Source organism: Tabrizicola caldifontis (assembly GCF_004762095.1).
GTDB classification, from domain to species: Bacteria; Pseudomonadota; Alphaproteobacteria; order Rhodobacterales; family Rhodobacteraceae; genus Tabrizicola; species Tabrizicola caldifontis.
The window spans coordinates 108,139-130,387 of the sequence record NZ_SIJH01000008.1; the positions used below are offsets into that span (position 1 = coordinate 108,139).

General features: G+C 65.9%; 23 protein-coding genes. 19 read left to right on the top strand and 4 right to left on the bottom strand.

Going from position 1 to position 22,249, the window contains the following annotated elements; all coding sequences use genetic code 11:
- Positions 1-139: 139 nt before the first annotated feature.
- The 5 genes from EYB42_RS08470 to EYB42_RS08490 all read left to right on the top strand — a co-directional run bounded on the left by EYB42_RS08470 (position 140) and on the right by EYB42_RS08490 (position 4,873).
- On the top strand, positions 140-1,240 hold the full coding sequence (locus tag EYB42_RS08470; RefSeq protein ID WP_135449605.1) for an ABC transporter permease: 1,101 nt from the start codon (positions 140-142) through the stop codon (positions 1,238-1,240).
- Complete coding sequence (locus EYB42_RS08475) at positions 1,240-2,208, top strand: ABC transporter permease (protein WP_135449607.1); 969 nt, start codon at positions 1,240-1,242, stop codon at positions 2,206-2,208. The genes EYB42_RS08470 and EYB42_RS08475 overlap by 1 nt, the downstream gene beginning before the upstream one ends.
- A gap of 95 nt (positions 2,209-2,303) precedes the next feature.
- Positions 2,304-3,107 carry a purine-nucleoside phosphorylase gene (locus EYB42_RS08480; RefSeq protein WP_135449609.1) on the top strand — a complete coding sequence of 268 codons (804 nt, stop codon included), beginning with the start codon at positions 2,304-2,306 and terminating at the stop codon, positions 3,105-3,107.
- Positions 3,108-3,191: 84 nt separating this feature from the next.
- Positions 3,192-4,112 carry a sulfite exporter TauE/SafE family protein gene (locus EYB42_RS08485; protein WP_135449611.1) on the top strand — a complete coding sequence of 307 codons (921 nt, stop codon included), beginning with the start codon at positions 3,192-3,194 and terminating at the stop codon, positions 4,110-4,112.
- On the top strand, positions 4,109-4,873 hold the full coding sequence (locus EYB42_RS08490; protein ID WP_135449613.1) for a TIGR02186 family protein: 765 nt from the start codon (positions 4,109-4,111) through the stop codon (positions 4,871-4,873). Before EYB42_RS08485 ends, EYB42_RS08490 begins: the two co-directional genes overlap by 4 nt.
- 71 nt (positions 4,874-4,944) lie before the next feature.
- On the opposite strand, the gene EYB42_RS08495 is transcribed toward EYB42_RS08490, so the two are convergent.
- Positions 4,945-5,223 carry an accessory factor UbiK family protein gene (locus EYB42_RS08495; RefSeq protein ID WP_135449615.1) on the bottom strand — a complete coding sequence of 93 codons (279 nt, stop codon included), beginning with the start codon at positions 5,221-5,223 and terminating at the stop codon, positions 4,945-4,947.
- A 137-nt stretch (positions 5,224-5,360) separates the two neighbouring features.
- On the opposite strand from EYB42_RS08495, the gene lgt reads away from it, so the two are divergent.
- The 4 genes from lgt to EYB42_RS08515 all read left to right on the top strand — a co-directional run bounded on the left by lgt (position 5,361) and on the right by EYB42_RS08515 (position 8,353).
- A complete protein-coding gene (lgt, locus tag EYB42_RS08500) occupies positions 5,361-6,230 on the top strand; it encodes a prolipoprotein diacylglyceryl transferase (RefSeq protein ID WP_135449616.1) in 870 nt (289 codons plus the stop codon).
- Positions 6,227-7,288 (top strand): class I SAM-dependent methyltransferase, encoded by a 1,062-nt coding sequence (locus EYB42_RS08505; protein WP_135449618.1) that lies wholly within the window; start codon positions 6,227-6,229, stop codon positions 7,286-7,288. Before lgt ends, EYB42_RS08505 begins: the two co-directional genes overlap by 4 nt.
- Positions 7,289-7,296: 8 nt before the next feature.
- A complete protein-coding gene (gene pgeF / locus EYB42_RS08510) occupies positions 7,297-8,046 on the top strand; it encodes a peptidoglycan editing factor PgeF (RefSeq protein ID WP_135449720.1) in 750 nt (249 codons plus the stop codon).
- Positions 8,047-8,158: 112 nt separating this feature from the next.
- Entirely contained in the window at positions 8,159-8,353 is a 195-nt protein-coding gene (locus EYB42_RS08515) for a hypothetical protein (protein ID WP_135449620.1), read from the top strand.
- Between the two features lie 10 nt (positions 8,354-8,363).
- On the opposite strand, the gene EYB42_RS08520 is transcribed toward EYB42_RS08515, so the two are convergent.
- A complete protein-coding gene (locus EYB42_RS08520; protein WP_135449622.1) occupies positions 8,364-8,864 on the bottom strand; it encodes an Lrp/AsnC family transcriptional regulator in 501 nt (166 codons plus the stop codon).
- A 177-nt stretch (positions 8,865-9,041) separates the two neighbouring features.
- On the opposite strand from EYB42_RS08520, the gene trxB reads away from it, so the two are divergent.
- Positions 9,042-9,980 carry a thioredoxin-disulfide reductase gene (trxB, locus tag EYB42_RS08525; protein WP_135449624.1) on the top strand — a complete coding sequence of 313 codons (939 nt, stop codon included), beginning with the start codon at positions 9,042-9,044 and terminating at the stop codon, positions 9,978-9,980.
- An 89-nt stretch (positions 9,981-10,069) separates the two neighbouring features.
- Here trxB and EYB42_RS08530 read toward each other — a convergent pair whose 3' ends face one another.
- Both EYB42_RS08530 and EYB42_RS08535 read right to left on the bottom strand, forming a co-directional pair.
- On the bottom strand, positions 10,070-11,122 hold the full coding sequence (locus EYB42_RS08530) for an ABC transporter ATP-binding protein (protein ID WP_135449626.1): 1,053 nt from the start codon (positions 11,120-11,122) through the stop codon (positions 10,070-10,072).
- Positions 11,123-11,135: 13 nt separating this feature from the next.
- Positions 11,136-11,921 carry an IclR family transcriptional regulator gene (locus EYB42_RS08535; protein WP_135449628.1) on the bottom strand — a complete coding sequence of 262 codons (786 nt, stop codon included), beginning with the start codon at positions 11,919-11,921 and terminating at the stop codon, positions 11,136-11,138.
- A gap of 104 nt (positions 11,922-12,025) precedes the next feature.
- Between EYB42_RS08535 and EYB42_RS08540 the strand changes: the two genes are divergently transcribed.
- From EYB42_RS08540 to EYB42_RS08580, 9 genes are all read left to right on the top strand, one after another.
- On the top strand, positions 12,026-13,279 hold the full coding sequence (locus tag EYB42_RS08540) for an ABC transporter substrate-binding protein (protein ID WP_135449630.1): 1,254 nt from the start codon (positions 12,026-12,028) through the stop codon (positions 13,277-13,279).
- A gap of 62 nt (positions 13,280-13,341) precedes the next feature.
- Entirely contained in the window at positions 13,342-14,277 is a 936-nt protein-coding gene (locus EYB42_RS08545; RefSeq protein ID WP_135449632.1) for a carbohydrate ABC transporter permease, read from the top strand.
- A 12-nt stretch (positions 14,278-14,289) separates the two neighbouring features.
- Positions 14,290-15,135 carry a carbohydrate ABC transporter permease gene (locus EYB42_RS08550; RefSeq protein ID WP_135449634.1) on the top strand — a complete coding sequence of 282 codons (846 nt, stop codon included), beginning with the start codon at positions 14,290-14,292 and terminating at the stop codon, positions 15,133-15,135.
- Positions 15,132-17,198, top strand: coding sequence for an alpha-galactosidase (locus EYB42_RS08555; protein WP_135449636.1), 2,067 nt, complete (start codon positions 15,132-15,134; stop codon positions 17,196-17,198). The genes EYB42_RS08550 and EYB42_RS08555 overlap by 4 nt, the downstream gene beginning before the upstream one ends.
- On the top strand, positions 17,195-17,959 hold the full coding sequence (locus EYB42_RS08560; protein ID WP_135449638.1) for an SDR family NAD(P)-dependent oxidoreductase: 765 nt from the start codon (positions 17,195-17,197) through the stop codon (positions 17,957-17,959). The genes EYB42_RS08555 and EYB42_RS08560 overlap by 4 nt, the downstream gene beginning before the upstream one ends.
- The gene (locus EYB42_RS08565) at positions 17,956-18,864 is read left to right on the top strand and encodes a 2-dehydro-3-deoxygalactonokinase (protein ID WP_135449640.1); all 909 of its coding nucleotides are present in this window, start codon (positions 17,956-17,958) and stop codon (positions 18,862-18,864) included. Before EYB42_RS08560 ends, EYB42_RS08565 begins: the two co-directional genes overlap by 4 nt.
- On the top strand, positions 18,861-19,466 hold the full coding sequence (locus EYB42_RS08570) for a 2-dehydro-3-deoxy-6-phosphogalactonate aldolase (protein ID WP_135449642.1): 606 nt from the start codon (positions 18,861-18,863) through the stop codon (positions 19,464-19,466). Before EYB42_RS08565 ends, EYB42_RS08570 begins: the two co-directional genes overlap by 4 nt.
- Positions 19,463-20,299, top strand: a complete 837-nt coding sequence (locus EYB42_RS08575; RefSeq protein WP_135449644.1) for an SMP-30/gluconolactonase/LRE family protein — start codon at positions 19,463-19,465, stop codon at positions 20,297-20,299. The genes EYB42_RS08570 and EYB42_RS08575 overlap by 4 nt, the downstream gene beginning before the upstream one ends.
- Positions 20,296-22,197 (top strand): beta-galactosidase, encoded by a 1,902-nt coding sequence (locus EYB42_RS08580; RefSeq protein ID WP_135449646.1) that lies wholly within the window; start codon positions 20,296-20,298, stop codon positions 22,195-22,197. Before EYB42_RS08575 ends, EYB42_RS08580 begins: the two co-directional genes overlap by 4 nt.
- Positions 22,198-22,249: the final 52 nt, after the last annotated feature.

Sequence of the window (22,249 nt, forward strand, 5' to 3'; positions counted from 1 at the left end):
CCGCCCCGCGCAGGGAGGGGGAAGGCGCCCGGGACCGGCGCCCGAGCATCAGCTCCGGGGGGCGGCGCTGCCCGCTTCCCCACGTGGCGAAGGGCCGGCGAAGTGAAACTGCCCCCGCACGGATAGGGAGGGCCGCCTGATGGACCGTTTGCCGCGCTGGGCCGATGTGGTTCTTGTTCCCTTCGTCTCGCTGCTTCTTGCCGCGCTCATCTCGGCGCTGGTGCTTCTGTCCATCGGACAAAGCCCGGTGCAGGCGTTCAACGTCATGGTTGATGGCGCGCTGGGGTCGGCCTACGGCTGGGGCTACACGCTTTACTACACCACCAGCTTCATCTTTACCGGCCTTGCAGTGACCATGGCCTTCCATGCCGGCCTGTTCAACATCGGCGGCGAAGGGCAGGCACAGCTGGGGGGGCTGGGCGTGGCGCTGGTCTGCCTGGCGCTGCCGTGGCCGCACTGGACGCTTGCTTTGGTGGCCGCGACGCTGGGGGCGGCGCTGTTCGGCGCGGCCTGGGCGGCGATCCCGGCCTGGCTGCAGGCGAAACGCGGTAGTCATATCGTGATCACCACGATCATGTTCAACTACATTGCGGCCGCGCTGCTGGTCTATCTGTTGGTCGATGTGCTGCGCCCGGCGGGCCAGATGGATCCGGCCTCGGCCCGCTTTCCGGCCGGCGCCAACCTGCCGTCGCTGAACGAGATCCCGGGCCTGAACCTGATCTTCACCAAGGGTGTGCCTGCGAACGTCACGCTGTTTCTTGCGCTTGCAATGGCCGTCGTGGTCTGGGCGATACTGTGGCAGACGCGGCTGGGCTACCAGATCCGAGCCTTCGGCAAATCCGAGCCGGCAGCGCGCTATGCCGGTATCAACCCGGTCTACATCATCATGGTCAGCATGCTGATGTCCGGTGCGCTTGCCGGGATGATGAGCATCAACAACGTGATGGGCGAGGCCGAGCGGCTTTTGCAGAATTCGTCCGAAGGGGCAGGCTTCATCGGCATCGCGGTCGCGCTGATGGGGCGGAACCATCCGGTCGGCGTGGTGCTGGCCGCACTTCTGTTCGGCTTCCTCTATCAGGGCGGGGCGGAGCTTGGCCTCTGGACAAGCATTCCGATCGAAATGCGCATCGTGGTGCAGGGTCTGGTCATCCTGTTCACCGGGGCGCTGGACATGATGGTGCGGATGATGCTGACGCGGATCTTCGGCCTGTTCCGCAGCCAGAAACTGGGGGCCGCGTGATGGATTACAACACGCTTCTGCAGATCCTCGATTCCACGCTGCGCCTGGCAACGCCGCTGCTGTTGGCCTGTCTTGCGGGGTTGTTCTCGGAACGCTCGGGCATCTTCGACATCGGACTGGAAGGCAAGATGCTTGCCGCCGCCATGGCTTCGGGCGCTGTCGCCTTCCTGACCGGATCGGTCTGGGTCGGCCTTCTGGCCGGGATCGGCGCCTCGCTGGCCTTTGCCGCCATCCATGGGCTGGCCTCGATCACCTTCCGGGGCAACCAGTTGATTTCCGGCGTGGCGCTGAACTTCCTTGCCTCGGGGCTGACCGTGCTGATCGCGCAGTCGCTGTTCAAGCAGGGCGGGCGCACCCCGCCCCTGACGGGCGATGCCCGGTTCAACCCGGTGACGCTGCCCTTTGCCGACGCGCTGCAAGGCGTGCCGATCATCGGCCCGTTCTATCACGAGGTGATCTCGGGCCATTCGCTGCTGGTCTATGTGGCATTGGCCATGGTGCCCCTGTCCTGGTGGGTGCTGAACCGTACGCGCTTCGGCCTGCGCCTGCGCGCGGTGGGTGAAAACCCGGCGGCGGTGGACACGGCTGGCGTCTCGGTTGTGGGGCTGCGCTTTGCAGCGGTGGCGATCACCGGTTTGCTCTGCGGGCTGGCAGGCGCCTACATGGCAACCGCGCTTCAGGCGGGCTTCGGCAAGGACATGACCGCAGGCCGCGGCTACATCGCGCTTGCCGCGCTGATCTTCGCCAAGTGGCGCCCGGTGGCGGCGCTCTGGGCCTGCCTGCTGTTCGGCTTCTTCCAGGCGCTGGCGCTGCGACCCGACGTGGTGCAGGCGGTGGTTCAGGTCAAGGTGCCGGTCCCCTTCCTGGATGCGCTGCCCTATGTGCTGACCGTGATCGTGCTGGCCGGCTTCATAGGCAAGGCGATTCCGCCGCGGGCGGGTGGGGAACCCTATGTGAAGGAACGCTGACACTCCGATCCGGGTTCCCTTCCTCTCTGTCCAAATATCCCGTGGGGGGCGGGGGGTGACCCCCGCAGGTCCGCCGTCAGCCAAAGGCACAACCGATGACCGATGCAGAAACGCTCGCCAGCATGATCCGTGCCCGTGCCGGATCCGATCCTGTGCGACTGGGCCTGATCCTGGGCTCCGGGCTGGGCCACATCGCGCGTCAGGTGCGGGGCGTGGCGATCCCCTATGCCGATCTGCCTGGCTTTCCGCATGTCGGCGTCTCGGGCCACAACCCGAACCTGCATGTCGGTGATCTGGAAGGGGTTCGGGTGGCGGTCTTCGGGGCACGAGAGCACTATTATGAAAATGGCAATCCCCGGGCGATGCTGCTGCCGTTGCAGGTGCTCAGGGCACTGGGGGGCGGGGAGCTGATCCTGACCAACGCGGCCGGGTCGCTGCGCCCGGACATCGCCCCGGGGGACCTGATGCTGCTTTCTGACCACATAAACTACAACGGTCTGAACCCCCTGATCGGTGAAAAGACCGATGCGCGGTTCGTGCCGATGACGGATGCACATGACCCTGGCTTGCGGGCGGCCCTGAAGGCCGCAGCGGCGCAGCAGGGCCTGGTGCTGTCCGAGGGCGTCTATTGCTGGTATTCCGGCCCTTCCTTCGAGACACCGGCCGAGATCCGCATGCTGAAGCTTCTGGGTGGCGATGCTGTGGGCATGTCCACCGTGCCCGAGGTGATCCTGGCGCGTTTTCTTGGTCTGAGGGTCGCGGCGATATCCACCATCACGAACATGGCCGCGGGGCTGTCCGACGAACAGATCAGCCACGAACACACCAAGGCCATGGCCCCGCTTGGTGCGGCAAAACTGGAACGGATCCTGCGGGAATTCCTGCGCGGCCTCCGATGAGGCCAAAGCTGATTTGACTTCGCCGGCAAAGGCGCGCAAGCCTTTGATGATTCCGTCGCTTTCTGCCCCCAAGGGGCCGCCCCGATGCAGCTCTACCTTCCGATTGCCGAGGTTTCGGTCAACGCCTTCCTGATCCTGGGGCTGGGCGGGGTCGTGGGGTTCCTGTCGGGCATGTTCGGGGTGGGCGGCGGCTTTCTGATCACGCCACTGCTGTTCTTCATAGGTGTACCGCCGGCCGTGGCTGTGGCTACCGGGGCCAATCAGGTCGTCGCCTCATCGGTCTCGGGCGTGATGGCGCAGCTGAAGCGAAAGGGTGTCGATTTCACCATGGGCTGGGTTCTGCTGGCCGGGGGGATCGCGGGGTCTGCCCTGGGCGTCTGGGTCTTCCGGCTGATGACGCGGGCCGGGCAGGTCGATCTTTTCGTGCAGCTGTCCTACGTCGTGTTCCTGGGGCTGATCGGCGCCATGATGTTCCAGGAAAGCCTGCGCAGCCTGCTGCGCGCCCGCAAGCCCGGTGCCCCCGTGCGCCGCGCCCATGTCCATTCCTGGGTGCATGGCCTGCCCTTCAAGATGAAGTTCCGCGCCTCGGGCCTGTATATCAGCGTGATTCCCCCCCTGCTGGTCGGCGCGCTGGTCGGTTTTCTTGCCGCGATTATGGGGGTCGGCGGCGGATTCATCATGGTGCCGGCGATGATCTATCTGCTGGGCATGCCCACAAAGGTCGTGATCGGCACCTCGCTGTTCCAGATCATCTTCGTCACCGCCTTCACCACGGTCATGCATGCAGTGACCAGCCAGACGGTAGACATGATGCTGGCGCTTCTGCTGATCCTTGGCGGCGTGGTCGGTGCGCAGATCGGCAGTCGTGTCGGCATGCGGCTGAAGGCGGAGCAGCTGCGCATACTGTTGTCGCTGCTTGTGCTGGCGGTTTCCGTCCGCATTGCGGCCGACCTGCTGCTGGAGCCTTCCGAACTCTACTCTGTCACTGCGGGTTTGCTGCCATGATCCGCGCCCTGGCCCTGCTGCTGCTGCTTGCCCTGCCGGCTGCGGCGCAGCAAGAGCAGATCGTCGCCGGGATGAGCCAGAACCGCGTCTCGATCACCGCCGATTTCGACGGGTCGGAAATCCTGATCTACGGTGCGGTCAAGCGCGACGCACCGCGCCCGGAGGGTGTTGGCCCCCTTGAGGTCATCGTGACGGTCGAAGGACCGTCCACCCCGGTCACCGTGCGGCGCAAGGACCGGGTGGCAGGGATCTGGGTCAACAACGCCGCCGTCCGGGTGGACCGCGCGCCCAGCTTCTACGCGGTGGCGACCACCGGACCGCTGAATCACATCCTGTCCGACACCGACAACCTGCGCTACGCCATCACCATCGAACGTGCGATCCGTGCCGTGGGTATTACTGCCGAGGCCGACCGCGCGGGCGAGTTTCTGCTGGCCCTTCAGCGCGTTCGTACGAACGAAGGCCGTTACCGGCTTTTGCAGGGCAGGGTGGAGTTGACGGAAGAGACGCTGTTCCGCACCGATGTCGTCCTGCCTTCGAACCTGACCGAAGGGGAATACAAGGTTCGCCTTTTCCTGCTGCGCGACAGGCGGGTAATCGCCACCCAGGAACGGGTCATCGGAGTCAGGAAAGAGGGGCTGGAACGCTGGATCTACAACCTCGCGCAGGACCAGCCGCTGATCTATGGCCTTCTGTCGCTGGTCCTGGCACTGGTGGCGGGTTGGGGCGCCTCGGCCGCCTTCCGGCTGGTCCGGGCCTGACAGGCTGCCTCTCGTGCGACTGCGTCCCGGCCCAAGGGGTACAGGAAGTGCTGCGAAGTATGGCCCCTGGGTCAGCCCTTCTTCTTGGCCGGTGCCGCCTCCAGTGCGGCGATGCGATCTTCCAGTGCAGCGATTCGCGCCTCGAGTGCCGCGTTTTCCTCGCGCGCCTTCTGGGCCATCGCGCGGGCAGCGTCGAACTCTTCCCGCGTCACGAAATCGCGGTCGGCCAGCCAACGGTCGATGAAGCTGCGCATCGCCGTCTCTGCCTCGGCCTTCGCCCCCTGAGCCACGCCCATCGCGTTCGTCATAAGCTGGCTCATGTCGTCCAGGAACTTGTTGCGGCTCTGCATGGGTGTCTCCATAGGGCTTTGGCCCATATATGGCCCAGCGGTGCGGGGACACAAGCATGTCAGATGGCGACGGATCGCCGCCGGTTGACTCCGCCCCCCCGCCCCGCGACAAGCGGCTGAAGCCACCGGATGCACAGATGATCCCCGTTCCCGACCTTTCGCCCACCCTGTTCGAGATCGAGGTCTTCGGTTTCACCTTCGCGCTGCGCTGGTATGCGCTGGCCTATATTGCGGGCATCCTGTTCGGCTGGTGGATCATCCTGCGCGCGGTGCGAACGCCGCGGCTGTGGGCCGGTGACCCGCCGCTGACGCCGGAGCAGGTGGAACGCTTCCTGACCTGGGCGGTCGTGGGGATCATCCTGGGCGGGCGGATCGGCTATGTCGTCTTCTACGACCCCGCCACCTACATCGCCGAGCCCTGGAAGATCCCCCAGGTCTGGGAAGGCGGGATGGCCTTTCATGGCGGCTTTGCCGGGGTGGTGATCGCCGGCCTGTGGTTCTGCCGGCGGGAACGGATTCCGATGCTGTCGATGGGCGATCTGCTGGCATTGGCGGTGCCGGTGGGGCTGGGCCTTGGCCGGCTGGCGAACTTCGTCAATGCCGAGCTCTGGGGCAGGCCTACCACGTTGCCCTGGGGTGTGATCTTCCCTGGAGAGGCCGCGCAGACCTGCGAAGGCGTCATCGGCGTTTGCGCCCGGCATCCCAGCCAGCTGTATCAGGCGGCGCTGGAGGGGCTTCTTCTTGCCGTGGTCCTGACCTGGCTTTCCTTCCGCCGCGGCTGGCTGAAACGGCCGGGCGCGATCATGGGGCTGTTCCTGACCGGTTACGGCCTGGCCCGTTTCCTGGTCGAATTCGTCCGTCAGCCCGACGCGCAATTCGTTTCGCCTGGCAACCCGATCGGGTGGGCGGTGCAGGTGGGCAACTACGGGCTGACCATGGGCCAGTTGCTGTCGCTGCCGATGATCGCGGCGGGCCTGTGGTTCCTGGCCCGCGCCAGGCGCGCATGACGCCTCTTGCTCGCCTGCTGGTCGAACGTATCCGCGAGACCGGGCCGATCAGCGTTGCCGACTACATGGCTGAATGCCTGCTACACCCGGTGCACGGCTATTACATCACCCGCGAACCCTTCGGTGCGGCAGGTGACTTCGTCACGGCCCCCATGATCAGCCAGATGTTCGGTGAACTTTTCGGATTGGCGCTGGCCCAGGCCTGGCTGGACCAGGGCGCTCCTGCGCCCTTCACGCTGGCGGAACTCGGGCCGGGGCGGGGGGATCTGATGGCCGATGCGCTGCGTGCAACGCGCGGGGTGCCCGGCTTTCACGCCGCTGTCCGGGTGGTACTGGTCGAAGCTTCGCCGCGGCTGCGCCAGGTGCAGGCGAAGACGCTGGCGGCGTCGGGCCTGACACCGGCCTGGCTGGATCGGGTAGAGGATCTGCCAGACCGCCCGACCTTCCTGATTGCCAATGAATTCCTGGATGCGCTGCCGATCCGGCAATTCGTGCTGTCGCCGGAAGGCTGGCGCGAAAGGCTTGTGGGTGTGGTAAGGGGCGACCTGGCCTTCGGCCTGTCTGCGCCCCTGCCGCAGCCGCCCGATGCCCCCGCCTTCCGCAATGCGCAACCCGGTGATCTGGTCGAACTTTGCGCCCCGGCCCAGGCTGCCGTCGCTGCCGCACTGCGTCCGATCCTGGCCTGCGGGGGGCTTGCGCTGTTCATCGACTATGGCGGCTGGCGGTCGCAGTGTGACACCTTGCAGGCGCTGAGGGCGCATCGTTTCGACCCCCCGCTCGCCCACCCGGGCGAGGCCGACCTGACCGCGCATGTCGATTTCGAACCGCTTGCCGCGCTGGCCCCGGCCCACGCCTATGCCACACAGGGCGAGGTGCTTCTGCGCCTTGGGATCGAGGCCCGTGCAGCGCAACTGGCACGATCAATGACCGGCGCGCAGTTGGAGAACCACAAAGCCGCGCTTGCCCGCTTGACCGACCGCGACAAAATGGGTTCGCTCTTCAAGGTGCTGGCGCTGACCCGCGCCGGTGCGCCTCTGCCGCCCGGATTTGCCCCCTGATGCACACGATGCTGGAGATCATCACCGCAGACGCGATCCGCACGCGCCACGGGTTCTTTACCCGCAAGGGCGGGGCGTCCTCCGGCATTTTCGCGGGTCTGAACTGCGGGACGGGTTCATCGGATCAGGCCGAGATCGTGGCGATCAACCGCGCCCGCGTGGCAGAGGCGATGGGCGTCGCGCCAGATGCGCTGGTCACACTGCATCAGGTCCATTCTGCCAGGGTGATTCCCGTTACCGGCCCCTTGCTTGCCCGGCCCGAGGCCGATGCGCTGGTGACCGCAACGCCGGGCGTTCTGCTGGCGGTGCTGACGGCGGATTGTCAGCCGGTCCTGTTCCACGATTCTGCTGCGGGCGTCATCGGTGCGGCCCATGCCGGTTGGCGCGGCGCGGTGGATGGGGTGCTAGAGGCGACCGTCGAGGCGATGGAAGCCCTCGGCGCATCCCGGGCCAACATCGTTGCCGTGATCGGCCCCACGATCAGTCAGTCCGCCTACGAGGTGGGGCCGGAGTTCTTCGACCGCTTCCGGGATGAAGATCCTGAAAGCACAAGATTCTTTGCCAATGGTCCGGGTGACCGGCTGCTGTTCGACCTGCCGGGTTACGGGCTGCACCGTCTGCGTTCCGCCGGCGTCGGCCATGCGGAATGGACCCGTCACTGCACCTACCGGGACGCCGCACGGTTCTATTCCTACCGTCGGACGACCCATGCGGGCGAGGCGGATTACGGGCGCCTGATCTCGGCAATAAGGCTATAATGTAGCAAAAATCGGCGCGAAAATGCACCGTTTGCGGCGCAAGTTTTCCCCATCTCTGCCGCAATTGCCATTCACCCAATAGTTGAAAGGTGTGCAGCAGGCGGGGACTGCCATGATGATCGAAGTCAGGACAAAGCGTCGCTGGATCGTGTCGGTGCTGGAAGCAGTAGCCGAATCCCAGGATGGCCGGGCTGCCGTTCGCATCAACGCAAAGCGGCCGCGCAACCGCACGTTCCCGGCAGGCCAGAAGGGTTTCGCGATGCGGCTCAAGGCCGCGACCCGCCCCCTGGTCGATGCGGCACGCTGACACGAAGCGATCAGGCGTTCCGCGCCAGCCGTGCCTCCAGCACATCGAAGGGCAGGCCAGGCTCGTCCTTCGCGCAGCGGATCACGAGACTGGTCTTTACGTTCGCCACATGGTCGGCTTTCAGCAGTTCCTCGGTCAGGAATGTCTGAAAGGTTGACAGGTCGGGCGCCACGCATTTCAGGATGAAGTCGATCTCGCCGTTCAGCATGTGGCATTCGCGGACGAGCGGCCAGGCCCGACAGCGGGCCTCGAAGGCCGACAGGTCAGCCTCGGCCTGCGAATTCAGCCGCACCATCGCAAAGACCTGCACTTCGAAGCCCAGTTCGCGGGCGTCGATGTCGGCGTGATAGCCGCGGATATAGCCCGCCTCTTCCAGGGCGCGCACACGGCGCAGGCACGGGGGCGCGGATATGCCGACACGGCTGGCAAGTTCCACATTCGTCATGCGGCCATCGGCCTGAAGTTCTGCCAGAATCTGGCGGTCGATGGGGTCGAGCTTGTGTCCGGCCATGATGCCTCCGTTCGCCGACCTACTTACGCAAGGCGCAAGGAATGCGCAATAATATTTCAATCCCAAGCAAGAAAACGCATCGCCTGGCGGCCCTCGGGCCCGGGATGGCCAGCGACGGGGGCTTTCCGCGTTCGCGGCCTGTGGCTATATCGGGGAGCGAAGAGTCAGGGGACGATCATGGGCGAGACGCGGCACACGAAGGTTCTGATCATCGGCTCGGGGCCCGCAGGCTATACCGCCGCCATCTATTCGGCACGGGCCATGCTTGACCCGATCCTGATCCAGGGGCTGCAACCCGGCGGGCAGCTGACCATCACCACCGAGGTCGAGAACTGGCCCGGCGATACCCACGTCATGGGCCCCGACCTGATGGTGCGGATGGAAGAACACGCCCGCGCGATGGAGGCCGAGATCATCAGCGACTACATCACCGCGCTCGACCTTTCGAAGCGCCCCTTCACTGCAACGGCCGACAGTGGCACCACCTACACCGCCGATGCGGTGATCCTGGCCACGGGGGCGCAGGCCAAATGGCTGGGGCTGCCCAGCGAAGAGAAGTTCAAGGGGTTCGGGGTCAGCGCCTGTGCCACCTGCGACGGATTCTTCTATCGCGGGAAAGAGGTCGTGGTGATCGGTGGCGGCAACACGGCGGTTGAAGAGGCGCTGTTCCTGACCAACTTTGCCACCAAGGTCACCCTGATTCATCGCCGTGATTCGCTGCGCGCCGAAAAGATCATGCAGGACCGGCTGTTCAAGAACCCGAAGATCAGGGTCGTCTGGGACAGCGAGGTGACCGAGATCCTGGGCACCGAGGCACCGCTTGGTGTCACCGGGGTCAGGATACGCAACGTCAAGACTGGCGAAGAAGGCGAAATTTCCTGCGACGGCTTCTTCGTCGCGATCGGTCATGCCCCGGCGTCGGAACTGGTGAAGGATCAGCTGCCCCTGCATTCCGGCGGTTATGTGGTGGTCGAGCCGGGTTCGACCCGTACGGCAATTCCGGGCGTCTTCGCGGCGGGCGACCTGACCGACCACGTCTACCGTCAGGCAGTGACCAGCGCCGGCATGGGTTGCATGGCGGCACTGGATGCCGAAAAGTTCCTTGCCGGCCACTGAGCGCTGCGGCGCAGGAATGCGCTGTCCGCGCGACATCGTGTTCTTGCCGCAGGCCGGCAGGGAGTGACGGCGTCATCCGGCTGCAAAGTCTAGCGCAGCCGCCGGCCGTCCCTGTCGAACAGCATCGCATCCGCCGCCTCAAAGCCGAGACCCACCCGGGTTCCCGGCGCCAGATCCACCTGGTCGTGCCGTTCCACGATCAGCTTTTCCCCCGTGGGTGCCGTCAGGTGAACATAACTGACACCCCCCAGCGCCTCGGTCAGGTCCACGCGATGGGTGTCGCCTTGGCCGATCCTCAGATGCTGCGGGCGCAGGCCGACCGTCACCTCCGTGCCGGCACCCGGCAAGGCAGCCGAGGTTGCCACCGTCGCGGCCAGCCCCTTCGCCGCGACTGCCCCGGCCTCGACCACGCCAGCGATGAAGTTCATCGAAGGGCTGCCAATGAAACCTGCGACAAACCGGTTGTCAGGGTCGTTGTAAAGGTCGAGTGGTTTTCCCACCTGTTCGATCCGGCCTGCTCGCAGCACAACGATCTTGTCGGCAAGGGTCATCGCCTCGACCTGGTCATGGGTGACATAGATCATCGTCGCGCCGATCTCGCGGTGCAGGCGCGCGATCTCGACCCGCATCTCTACCCGCAACTCGGCGTCGAGGTTCGACAAGGGCTCGTCGAACAGGAACACTTCTGGTCCCCGCACGATGGCCCGGCCGATGGCGACGCGCTGGCGCTGGCCGCCGGACAGGGCCTTGGGCTTGCGGGCAAGCAGCGGTTCCAGCTTCAGGATGCGCGCGGCTTCGGCGACCTTCTTTTCGATGTCGGCCTTCGGGTGGCCGGTCATCTTCAGACCGAAGCCCATGTTTTCCGCCACTGTGATGTGCGGGTAAAGCGCATATGTCTGGAACACCATCGACACCCCCCGTTCGCTGGGGTCGGCATGCGTCACATCGCGGTTGCCGATCTGGATCGTGCCTTCGCTGGTGTCCTCCAGCCCGGCAACCATGCGCAGCAGGGTGGATTTCCCGCAACCCGACGGACCGACGAAGACACAGAATTCGCCGTCCTCCACCGTCAGGTCCACCCCGTGGATCACCTGCACATCGCCGACTCGCTTGGTCACATTCCGCAGCGTGACGCCTGTCATTCCGTTTCCTCCCTCAAGCCTGTTCGGGAAAGCGCCAGCTTTCCGCTTCGGCGGCGATCCTCGCCGCGATGTCCCTGATCGTCGGGGCCAGCGCGCCCAGCGACTCCAGGCTGTGGCGTGCCGTGGTCGAAGTCACCGACAAGGCCCCCATCACGCGCCCGGCGCGGCTGAGAATCGGCACCGCGCAGCAGATGATTCCCACCTCGTGCTCTTCACGGTCGAAGGCGTGGCCGCGGGCGCGTATCTCCTGCAGCTCGGCCTTCAGCTGTTCGGGCGAAACCAGCGTGTTCGCGGTGTGACGGTAGAAGGACTGCCGCGCCAGGGCCGCTTCCAGCGCTTCGGGCGAAAGCCAGGCCAGCATGGCCTTGCCGACGCCGGTACAATAGGCTGGACCCACCTTTCCCGCCTGCGCGAACATTTCCACCGGCTTTGCCGCGTTGCGCTTGTCAACGTAAAGCACCTGGCCCTGGTCAAGTTGGGCCAGGTGGATCGTCTCACCGGTTTTCGCGGCCAGTTCATCCAGATAGGGCCGCGCGATCGGCGCAAGCGATGACTGTGCCCAGGCAGCGTGGGCCAGACGCACCAGACGGACCCCCAGCGCATAGGTGCCCTGGTCGGGATCAAGCGTGAGCATCCCCTGATGGGTCAGCGTCTGCAGAAGACGGTAGAGCGTGGCCTTCGGATAGGCCGATTGCGCAAGAAGATCGGAAAAGCGCACCGGGCGACCATGGCGCGCCACCATGTCGAGCACATCCAGCGCCTTGCCCACCGTTCCGTCGGCGTGCCCGTCGGCCACCATACGCCCCCCTCTCAACGCCGTTGTTGACAGGCATAACGATAGCCGACATAGTTTTCAATATTCAAGACTAAGTTTCAAATAGTGAAACCAGACGGGAGGAAACCATGGTTCACAAGATCTCGGGGGCGCTGACGCTCGGGGCGGCGCTGATGCTGTCCGCTTCGGCTTTCGCGCAGGACAAGCGCGTCGTCACCTGGAACGCCGACTACGACCCGATTCCGCTAGCCGCCGCCGAAGCCCTGATCGCCGATTTCGAGGCCGCGAACCCCGACATCGACATCCAGATGACCAACTTCGACCATGAGGCCTACAAGAACGCGATCCGCAACTTCCTGACCGCGAACCCGCCGGACCTGGCCAACTGGTATGCGGCCAACCGGATGCGGCCTTTTGTCGAGGCTGGCCTTTTCGCCGACATCTCGGATGTCTGGGCAGAAAACGGGCTGACCGAGGCGCTGGCCTCGTCGGTGCCGTCTTCCACGATCGACGGCAAGCAGTACGCGATCCCCTACACCTATTATCAGTGGGGCATCTACTACAACCGCGATGCCTACAAGGCCGCCGGTGTCGAACCGCCCGGCCCCGAAGGTGTGAGCTGGGAACAATTCCTGGCGAACTGCGAGGCATTCAAGGCCGCGGGGATCGACTGCCTGACCACCTCGTCGCTGGAGCAATGGCCGGTCGCGGGCATCTTCGACTATCTCAGCCTGCGAACCAACGGCTACCAGTTCCACAGCGATCTGGCGGCGGGCAAAATCTCCTGGACCTCGCCCGAGGTTCGGGCCGTCTTTGACGAGTTTGCCAAGCTTCAGCCCTTCGTCAGCGCGGGTCACGCTGCCATCAAGTGGCAGGATGCTGCAGCGCTGCTGGTGCAGGGCAAGGCCGCGAATTTCGTCATGGGGAACTTCGCCGTCGGCGTCTTCAAGGAAGGCGGCATGACGAACGACAACCTGGGCTTCATGGTCTTCCCGGAAATCACCCCCGGCATTCCGCGGGCCGAGGAAGCGCCGACCGACACGATCCACCTGACTTCGGGTGCCAAGAACCCCGAAGATGCCAAGAAGTTCCTGGCCTTCATGGCCAGCGCCGAGGCACAGTCCAAGTGGAACGCGGCCGTGGGGCAGCTGCCGACCAACAAGAACGCCACGGTCGATCCGGCCGATCCGTTCCTGTCGGCTGGCTTCGCAGCGCTGTCGACCGCGACCGGCGGCATCGCGCAGTTCTGGGACCGTGACGCGGATGCCGAATATGCCAAGGCCGGCATGGAAGGCTTCCAGCAGTTCCTGGTGCAGCCCGACCAGCTTGAGGCGATCCTCGAGCGGCTGGAACAGACGCGCCTGCGCCTGTATCCGCAGTGATCTGACCTGGGCGGGCGCCCTCTGGTGAAGGGGGCGCCCGTATTCCGTCCAAAGGGGGGGGCATGGCACAGGCATCGCACACCGCAACGATACGCAGGACCGGGGGGCGTCTCAGCCAGCGCAAGATCGCGCCCTGGCTGTTCCTGGCGCCAGGCCTTTTCATGTTCACGGTCTATGTGCTGTGGCCCATCGTCGAAAGCGTCACCCTGTCGTTCTACGACTGGAACGGGCTTTACAACGCGGATGGCGCGTTCACCGGCCGTTTCGTCGGCATGGGTAACTATGCCGAGCTGATGCGCGACCCGGCCTTCGAGACCAGCCTGTGGAACAACCTGAAATGGCTGGTCCTGTACATGCTGGCCCTGCCGATCGGGTTGATGATCGCCATCTTCCTGAACCAGTCGGTGCGTGGCATCCGTCTGTACAAGTCGCTGTTCTTCTTTCCCTTTGTCATCAGCCAGGTCGTCGTCGGGCTGATGTTCGCCTGGTTCTACGCCCCCAATTTCGGCCTGTTCTTCCTGTTGACCGAATGGATCACCGGCAAGGGTACTGCGATCCTTGCCGATCCCGACCTTGTCACCTACGGCATCATAGCCGCAGGTCTGTGGCCGCAGATCGCCTATGTGATGATCCTGTATCTCACCGGCCTGAACAACGTCGCCCCCGACCAGATCGAGGCCGCGCGGCTTGACGGGGCCAAGGGCTGGCGGATGCTGTGGTATGTCGTGCTGCCGCAACTGCGCCCCGCCACCTTCATCGCCGTCATCGTAACCGTCATCGGCGCCTTGCGGTCGTTCGACCTGGTGTCGATCATGACCAAGGGCGGACCCTTCGGCGAAAGCCGTGTCCTGTCCTACTACATGTTCGAAATGGCGCTGGGCGAATACGGTTTCCGCATGGGCTATGGCGCAGCCATCGCCGTGGTCCTTTTCCTGATCATGATGGTCTTCATTTCGGGCTTCATCTGGAAGATGTGGCGCGACGAGACCGAACGATAGAAAGGCGCGCCCATGTTTCCCCGTCCCATCCAGCAGGCCAGCACCGGCGCACAGTGGCTTTACACCATCGCCCTTCCCATCGCGCTGCTGATCTGGCTGTTCCCGCTGCTGGGCGTTGCGCTGACGTCGCTGCGCCCGGCGTCCGACCTTGCGCAGGGCAACTACTTCGGCATGCCGTCCGGCATCGCGTGGGAGAACTACGTCTTCATCTTCACCCAGACGCCGATGGCGAAATACATGATCAACTCGCTCTGGGTCACCATACCAACCGTGATCGGCGCGGTCAGCCTGTCGCTGATGACCGGCTTTGCGCTGGCGGTTTACGGCTTCCGGGCGAACATGCTGGTCTTCTTCATGTTCGTGGCCGGGAATTTCGTGCCCTTCCAGATTCTGATGGTTCCGGTGCGCGACATGACGCTGCAACTGGGCATGTACAACACCTGGTATGGCCTGGCCCTTTTCCACATCGCCTTCCAGACCGGCTTCTGCACGCTGTTCATGCGCAACTTCATCAAGGCTCTTCCGTACGAGCTGATCGAGGCCGCAAGGGTCGAGGGCGTCAGTGAATGGCGCATCTTCTGGTTCATCGTCCTGCCCCTGATGCGTCCGGCCATCGCGGCGCTGTCGGTCCTGGTCTTCACCTTCATCTGGAACGACTTCTTCTGGGCCACGGTGCTGACACAGGGCGTTGACAGCCAGCCGATCACCGCCGGCCTGTCCAGCCTCAACGGACAGTGGATCGCACAGTGGCATCTGGTCAGTGCAGGCTCGATCATTGCGGCGCTGCCGCCGGTCGCGATGTTCTTCCTGATGCAGAAACACTTCATCGCCGGCCTGACCCTGGGGGCCGTGAAGTGAAGACCTTCCGCATCGATGCCGGCCCGCAGACCATCGCCCTTGCCACCGAAGGCGGCATTCCCCACGTGATCTGGTGGGGGCAAGCGTTGCCCGAAAGCGAAGACCTTCAGCAGCTGGCCCTTGCCGGGCGGCATGACCTGACCGGCGGGATGCTGGACGTGCTGCCGGCCCTGTCGCTGTCGCCCGAACCAGGGCGTGCCTTTCAGGGCCAGCCGGGGCATCTTCTGGCCGAGGCCGACGGCACGCCGCTTGCCCCGGCATTCACCTTCGACCGGGCCGAAGCGGGGCAGGGAACACTGACCCTGATCTCGCGCTCTGCCGGGCTGGTGCTGACCCACCGCCTTGTCGCCCGGCCGACCGGCACCATCACCCTGCAGACCGTGCTGGAAGCCGACCGTCCGATCCGTGTCCTGTGGCTTGCCGCCCCGGTCCTGCCCGCGCCGCAGCATGGACAGATCATCGATGTCTCGGGCAAATGGATCGGCGAGATGCAGCTGAACCGCGTGGACTGGATCCCCGGCATCCGCCTGCGCGAGGCGCGTACCGGTCGGTCGGGCCACGAACACCCGCCCTACCTCGTTCTTTCAGGCGAAGGATGCACCAACACGCAAGGGCAGGCGCTGGCGCTGCACTATGCCTGGTCCGGCGGGCACCGGATGGTGGCCGAGGAACTGCCTGACGGCCGCCGCCAGATCCAGTTCGGCCACGCCCTGGGCGCCGAAACCGAACCCGGCACCCGGTTCGAGACAGCCGAGCTGATTGCCGCTTGCTCCACTTCGGGGCTGAACGGCATTGCCGCCATCTTCCAGCGCGACCTGCGTGACCGCGTGGTGCACTGGCCCGCCCCGGCCCGCCCCCGGCCCGTTCACTATAACTGCTGGGAGGCGGTCTATTTCGATCACCGGCTTGACGCCTTGGCCGAGATCGCCACCCGCGCCGCGGCGCTGGGTGCCGAACGCTTCGTGCTGGATGATGGCTGGTTCGGCCGGCGCGACGATGACACCTCGTCGCTGGGCGACTGGACAGTTGACCGCAAGAAGTGGCCTGACGGGCTGAACCCGCTTATCTCTCACGTCCATTCGCTGGGCATGGCCTTCGGTCTGTGGTTCGAGCCCGAGATGGTGAACCCTGACAGCGACCTGTTCCGCGCCCATCCAGACTGGATGCTGGGGCCGCGCGAACAGACCACGGGGCGCCACCAGATGGTGCTGAACCTCTCGCGGCCCGAAGTGCGCGAAAACCTTTTTCATCAGATCTCGGCGATCCTGACCGAATACCCGATCGACTATGTCAAATGGGACCACAACCGCCTGCTGCCGGTGGTCGATGCCAGCCAGTCGCGCGGGATCTACGAGCTTCTCGCTCGCCTGCGCGCCGCCCATCCGGGGGTCGAGATCGAGACCTGCGCCAGTGGCGGCGGCCGCATCGACGCCGGAATCCTTGCCCATACACACCGGGTCTGGCTGTCCGACAGCAACGATGCGCTGGAACGCCTTCGTATCCAGCATGATGCAGCGCTGTTTTTGCCGGCCTGTATCACCGGCAGTCATGTCGGACCGCGTCACTGCCATACCTCCGGCCGGGTGCTGCCGATGGCCTTCCGCGCGTGGGTTGCCGCCCAGCGGCACATGGGATTCGAGATGGACCTGCGCGAGCTGACCGACGAAGAGGCGCTGACCCTTGCCCGCGTCACCCGCTGGTGGAAGGCGAACCGCGGCTGGATGATGGCGGGCACCATCCTGCGGCTGGACAGTGACGACCCCGCAGTGACGGCCGAGCTTCAGCTTGCCGCGGATGGCGGTCGTTTCGTCGTCTTCGCCGGCCAGGCCGAGGCCAGCCGCCAGATCCTGCCGCGTCCGATGCGGCTGACGGGCCTCGACCCCGAGGCGCGCTATGAAATCAGGCTGATCAATGCCGAGGACGCGCCCAGACAGTCGCGTGGGCCGAACGCGCTGAAAGCCGGCCCCTTGACGCTGAGCGGCCGGGCCCTGATGACCCATGGCATCCAATTGCCGGTCGCCTGGCCGGCGACGATGTGGGTGGTCGAAGGAACAAGGTCATGACCGATCCGATCTTCCCTGACCTGAAGGGTCAGTCTGTATTCATCACCGGGGGCGGTGCGGGCATCGGCGCGGCGCTGACCGAAGCCTTCCTGCGCCAGGGGGCAAAGGTCGCTTTCTGCCAGCGGTCCGACGCAACGGCCTTCTGCGACCGGATGGAGGCCGCAACCGGCAACCGCCCGCTGTTCCTGCCCTGCGACATCGCGCTGACCGACCAGTTGCAGCTGACGCTGGAAACCGCCGCCAGGGCGCACGGGGCCATCACCGTGCTGGTGAACAATGCCGCGAACGACACGCGGCACGACACGCTGAAGACCGACCAGGCCTTCTGGGACTGGTCGATGGCGGTGAACCTGCGGTCCTATTTCTTCGCCTGCCAGCAGGTCATCCCCGGCATGAAGGCCGCGGGCGGGGGGTCGATCGTCAACTTCTCCTCGATCAGCTTCATGATGGCCGATACGGGCTATGCCGCCTACATCACCGCCAATGCCGGGATCGTGGGCCTGACCCGGACGCTGGCGCGCGAGTTCGGGCCGGACCGTATCCGCGTCAACGCCATCGCCCCTGGCTGGGTGCTGACCGAACGGCAGAAGGAGCTTTGGGTCACGCCCGAGTCGCTGTCGGCCCATCTGGCCCGCCAGTGCCTGCCCGATCCGATCCAGCCCGAGGACATGGCGGGGACGGTGCTGTTTCTGGCATCGAACGCCTCGCGCATGATGACCTCGCAGACCCTCATCCTGGATGGAGGCTATATCTCCTCATGACCGCCCTCTCTCCTGCCTGGATCGCCGTGGACTGGGGCACCTCGAATCTGCGCGCCTTCGCGATGGCGGCGGATGGGCGGGTGCTGGCCGAGACCAGTTCGAACGAGGGCATGGGCAAGCTGACCCGCGAGGGGTTCGAGCCCGCGCTTCTGCGGCTGATCGGGGCCTGGCTGGACGACCGGCCCCCGGTGGTGGCCTGCGGCATGGTCGGCAGCCGGCAGGGCTGGTGCGAGGCGCCCTATCGCGCGGTGCCCTGCACGCCGCTGGACCGGGCAGCGCTGGTCAGGGCGCCGACTGCCGATCCACGCCTGACGGTCTGGATCGCGCCGGGGCTGAAACAGGCGCAACCCGCCGACGTGATGCGGGGCGAGGAGACGCAGATCGCCGGCGCGCTGCGACTGATGCCCGGCTATGACGGGGTGCTCTGCCTGCCCGGCACCCATTCGAAATGGGTTCATGTCAGCGCGGGCGAGGTGGTCAGCTTCCAGACCTTCATGACCGGAGAACTGTTCGCACTTCTGTCAGGCGCCTCGGTCCTGCGCCACGGGATGCAGACCGAAGGCTGGGACGATGCGGCCTTCGACGGCGCGGTGTCCGATGCGATTTCGCGCCCCGAACGGATTGCCGCACGGTTGTTCACAATCCGGGCCGAGGGGCTGATCGCCGGGCTTGCGCCCGATGCCGCGCGGGCCCGGCTGTCGGGTCTGCTGATCGGGGCCGAGCTTGCCGCCGCCCGGCCCTACTGGCTGGGCCAGCGCGTGACGCTGGTCGGGGCCGAGCGCATTTCCGCGGCCTATGCCCGCGCGATGGCCGCGCAGGGCGTCGAGGCGAAGCGGCTGTCCGCGACCGACTGCACGCTGGCGGGGCTGTCGCTGCTTGCCCCCGAAAAGGTATCCGACCGATGACCCACCGCAACCTGATCGCCATCCTTCGCGGGATCACCCCGGCCGAGGCCGCCGCGGCCGCGCATGCCCTGGTGGCAGCCGGGATCACCCGGATCGAGGTGCCGCTGAATTCGCCCGACCCCTTCGCCTCGATCGCCGCGATGGCGGCGGCGGTGCCGGGTGCCGAGATCGGCGCGGGCACGGTGCTGACGGTCGAGGAAGTCGCCAAGGTCAGGGCGGCGGGCGGGACGCTGGTCGTCTCGCCGAACTGCGACCCCGAGGTGATCGCCACCACCCGCGCCGCCGGCATGGCGAGCTGGCCGGGGGTGATGACGCCGACCGAGTGTTTCGCCGCGATCAGGGCGGGAGCGACGGGGCTGAAGCTGTTCCCCGGCAGCCTGATCGGGCCCGAGGGGCTGAAGGCCCTGCGCGCGGTGCTGCCGAAGGGACTGCCGGTCTATGCTGTGGGCGGGGCGGGACCGGCGAATTTCGCCGACTGGGCGAAGGCCGGGGCGGACGGTTTCGGCATCGGCACCGCGCTTTACACGCCGGGGCTGGCGCTGGACGAAGTCGCCGCGCGGGCCGCGCGGATCGTTGCCGCCTATGACGAGGTCTTCCGATGATCTTCGATGCCCGCCCCTGCGAACTGGGCGAAGGCGCCTTCTGGCACCCGGTTCATGAACGTCTGTTCTGGTTCGACATCCTGAACCGGACCCTGCACAGTCAGGAGAAGTCCTGGACCTTTCCGCACATGGTCTCGGCCGCGGGCTGGCTGGATGCGGAGCATCTTCTAATCGCCTCGGAGGTCGGACTGCACCGCCTTGATCTTGCCAGCGGCGGCCACGAGGTGTTGGCCCATGTGGGCAGCCCGGGCACGCGGTCGAACGATGGCCGCGCAGACCGGCAGGGTGGCTTCTGGTTCGGGCTGATGGGCAAGCGGGCCGAGCCGGGCGCGGGCTCGATCTGGCGCTGGCATCGGGGCGAACTGCGACGGCTGTTTGACGGCATCACCATCCCGAACGCGATCTGCTTCACCTCGGACGGACGGGCGGCGCATTTCGCAGATACTGCGACGGGTCGTGTGATGAAGGTCGCCCTGGATGCCGGGGGCTGGCCGGTCGGAGAGCCCGAGGTCTGGCTGGATCTGACCTCCGAGGGGCTGAACCCGGACGGGGCCGTCATCGATAGCGAAGGGCTGTTCTGGAATGCGCAATGGGGCGCGGGCCGCGTTGCCGCCTATGCGCCCGACGGTAGCTTCCTGCGCGCGGTGGAAACACCCGGCGCGCCGCAATCCTCGTGCCCGGCCTTCGGCGGAACGGATATGAGAACCCTTTTCGTCACGACCGCGCTTGAACACATGGACGAGTCCGCCCGCAAGGCGCATCCCGCCTCGGGCCAGGTCTTTGCCTTCCCCGGCATTGCCCGGGGCCTTCCCGAACCTCAGGTCCTGTCATGAAACGCACGCTTGGCGTATGCTATTATCCCGAACACTGGCCCGAAGAAAAATGGGCCGAGGATGCCGACCGCATGGCGGCGCTGGGCCTGACCTGGGTCAGGATCGGCGAATTCGCCTGGTCACGGATGGAGCCCGAGCCGGGCCGCTATGACTGGGGCTGGCTCGACCGTGCGATCGCGACGCTGGGCGCGCGCGGGCTGAAGGTGGTGCTGGGCACGCCCACCGCGACCCCGCCGCGCTGGATGCTGGACCGCCATCCGGACATGCTGGCCGTGGACAGGGAGGGCCGGCCGCGCGGCTTCGGCTCGCGCCGGCATTACTGCTTCTCGCATCAGGGCTATCGCGCGGAATGCGCGAGGATCGTCTCTGCCCTGGCCGAGCGTTACGGGAAGAACCCGCATGTCGCTGCCTGGCAGACCGACAACGAATATGCCTGCCACGCCACGACGCTGAGTTATTCCGAGGCCGCGAAAACCGCCTTCCAGGACTGGCTGGCGCAGAAATACCAGTCCCCGGCCGCGCTCAACCGCGCCTGGGGCAACGTGTTCTGGTCGATGGAATACCGCGACTTCCGCGAGGTCGGCCTGCCAAACCTGACCGTGACCGAGCCGAACCCGAGCCATGTCATGGATTTCCGCCGCTTCTCCAGCGATCAGGTGGCCAGCTTCAACCGGCTTCAGGTGGAGATCATCCGCAAGCACTCCACCGCCCCCGTCGCGCACAATTTCATGGGCGCGATCACCGAGTTCGACCACTGGAAGGTCGGGGCCGACCTCGATATCGCCAGTTGGGACAGCTATCCGCTGGGCTTCCTGTCCGACCGCATCCCGGCGGATGCCGAACACAGGCGCCGCTTCGTCCGGCAGGGCGACCCGGATTTCCAGGCCTTCCACCACGACCTATACCGAGCGGTCGGGCGGGGCCGCTGGTGGATCATGGAGCAGCAGCCGGGGCCGGTGAACTGGGCGCCCTTCAACCCCGATCCGCTACCGGGCATGGCGCGGCTATGGGCCTGGGAGGCCTTTGCCCATGGCGCGGAAGCGGTGTGCTATTTCCGCTGGCGCCAGGCACCTTTCGCGCAGGAGCAGATGCACGCGGGTCTTCTGCGCCCCGACAGCGCCCCGGCACCGGCCTTCGGCGAGGCGGGGCAGGTGGCAAGGGAATTGGCGGCGATGCCCGAGGCCGGGACGGGAAGCGCCGACGTGGCGCTGGTCTTCGACTATGCCTCGGACTGGGCGTGGGAGATCCAGCCGCAGGGCCGCAGTTTCAGCTATTTCTGGCTGGTTTTTCATTTATACAAGGGCCTGCGCAAGCTGGGGCTGAACATCGACATCATCCCGCCGGATACGGCCGACCTGTCTGCCTATCGGCTGGTGCTGGCGCCGGGTCTGTTCACTCTGTCCGATCCGCTGAAGGCCGCTCTGGCCGCGTTCGACGGCACGGCGATCCTGGGGCCACGCGCCAATTCGCGCACGCCCGACTTTGCGATCCCGGTGCCGCTGCCCCCCGCCTTGCCGGGGCTGGATGCAGTGGTCGCCCGGGTGGAAAGCCTGCCGCCGGATGTGCCGGTGGCCTTGGCGCAGGGCGGGGCGCTGGTCAGCTGGCGCGAGAAGCTGGAAGGTTCGGCCGGGGTCGTCGAGGCGGCCGAGGACGGCTGGCCGGCCATGGTGGCGGCGGGCCGACTACACTATCTGGCTGGCTGGCCGGACGAGGCGGCGCTGACCCGCATCCTGCTGCGCGCCTGCGCGGCCGAAGGAATCGAGACCGAAATCCTGCCCGAAGGACTGCGCCGCCGCGAAACGGCGACGCACCGCTTCCTGTTCAACTACAATTGCGTGCCGGCGGAATGGGGCGGGGTCACCATCCCAGCGGCCGGGGTGCACTGGCAGCCGCTGTGAGGCCGATGGCAGAGATACCCGCGCCTGCCAGCCGACCGCGCGCCACCGGCTC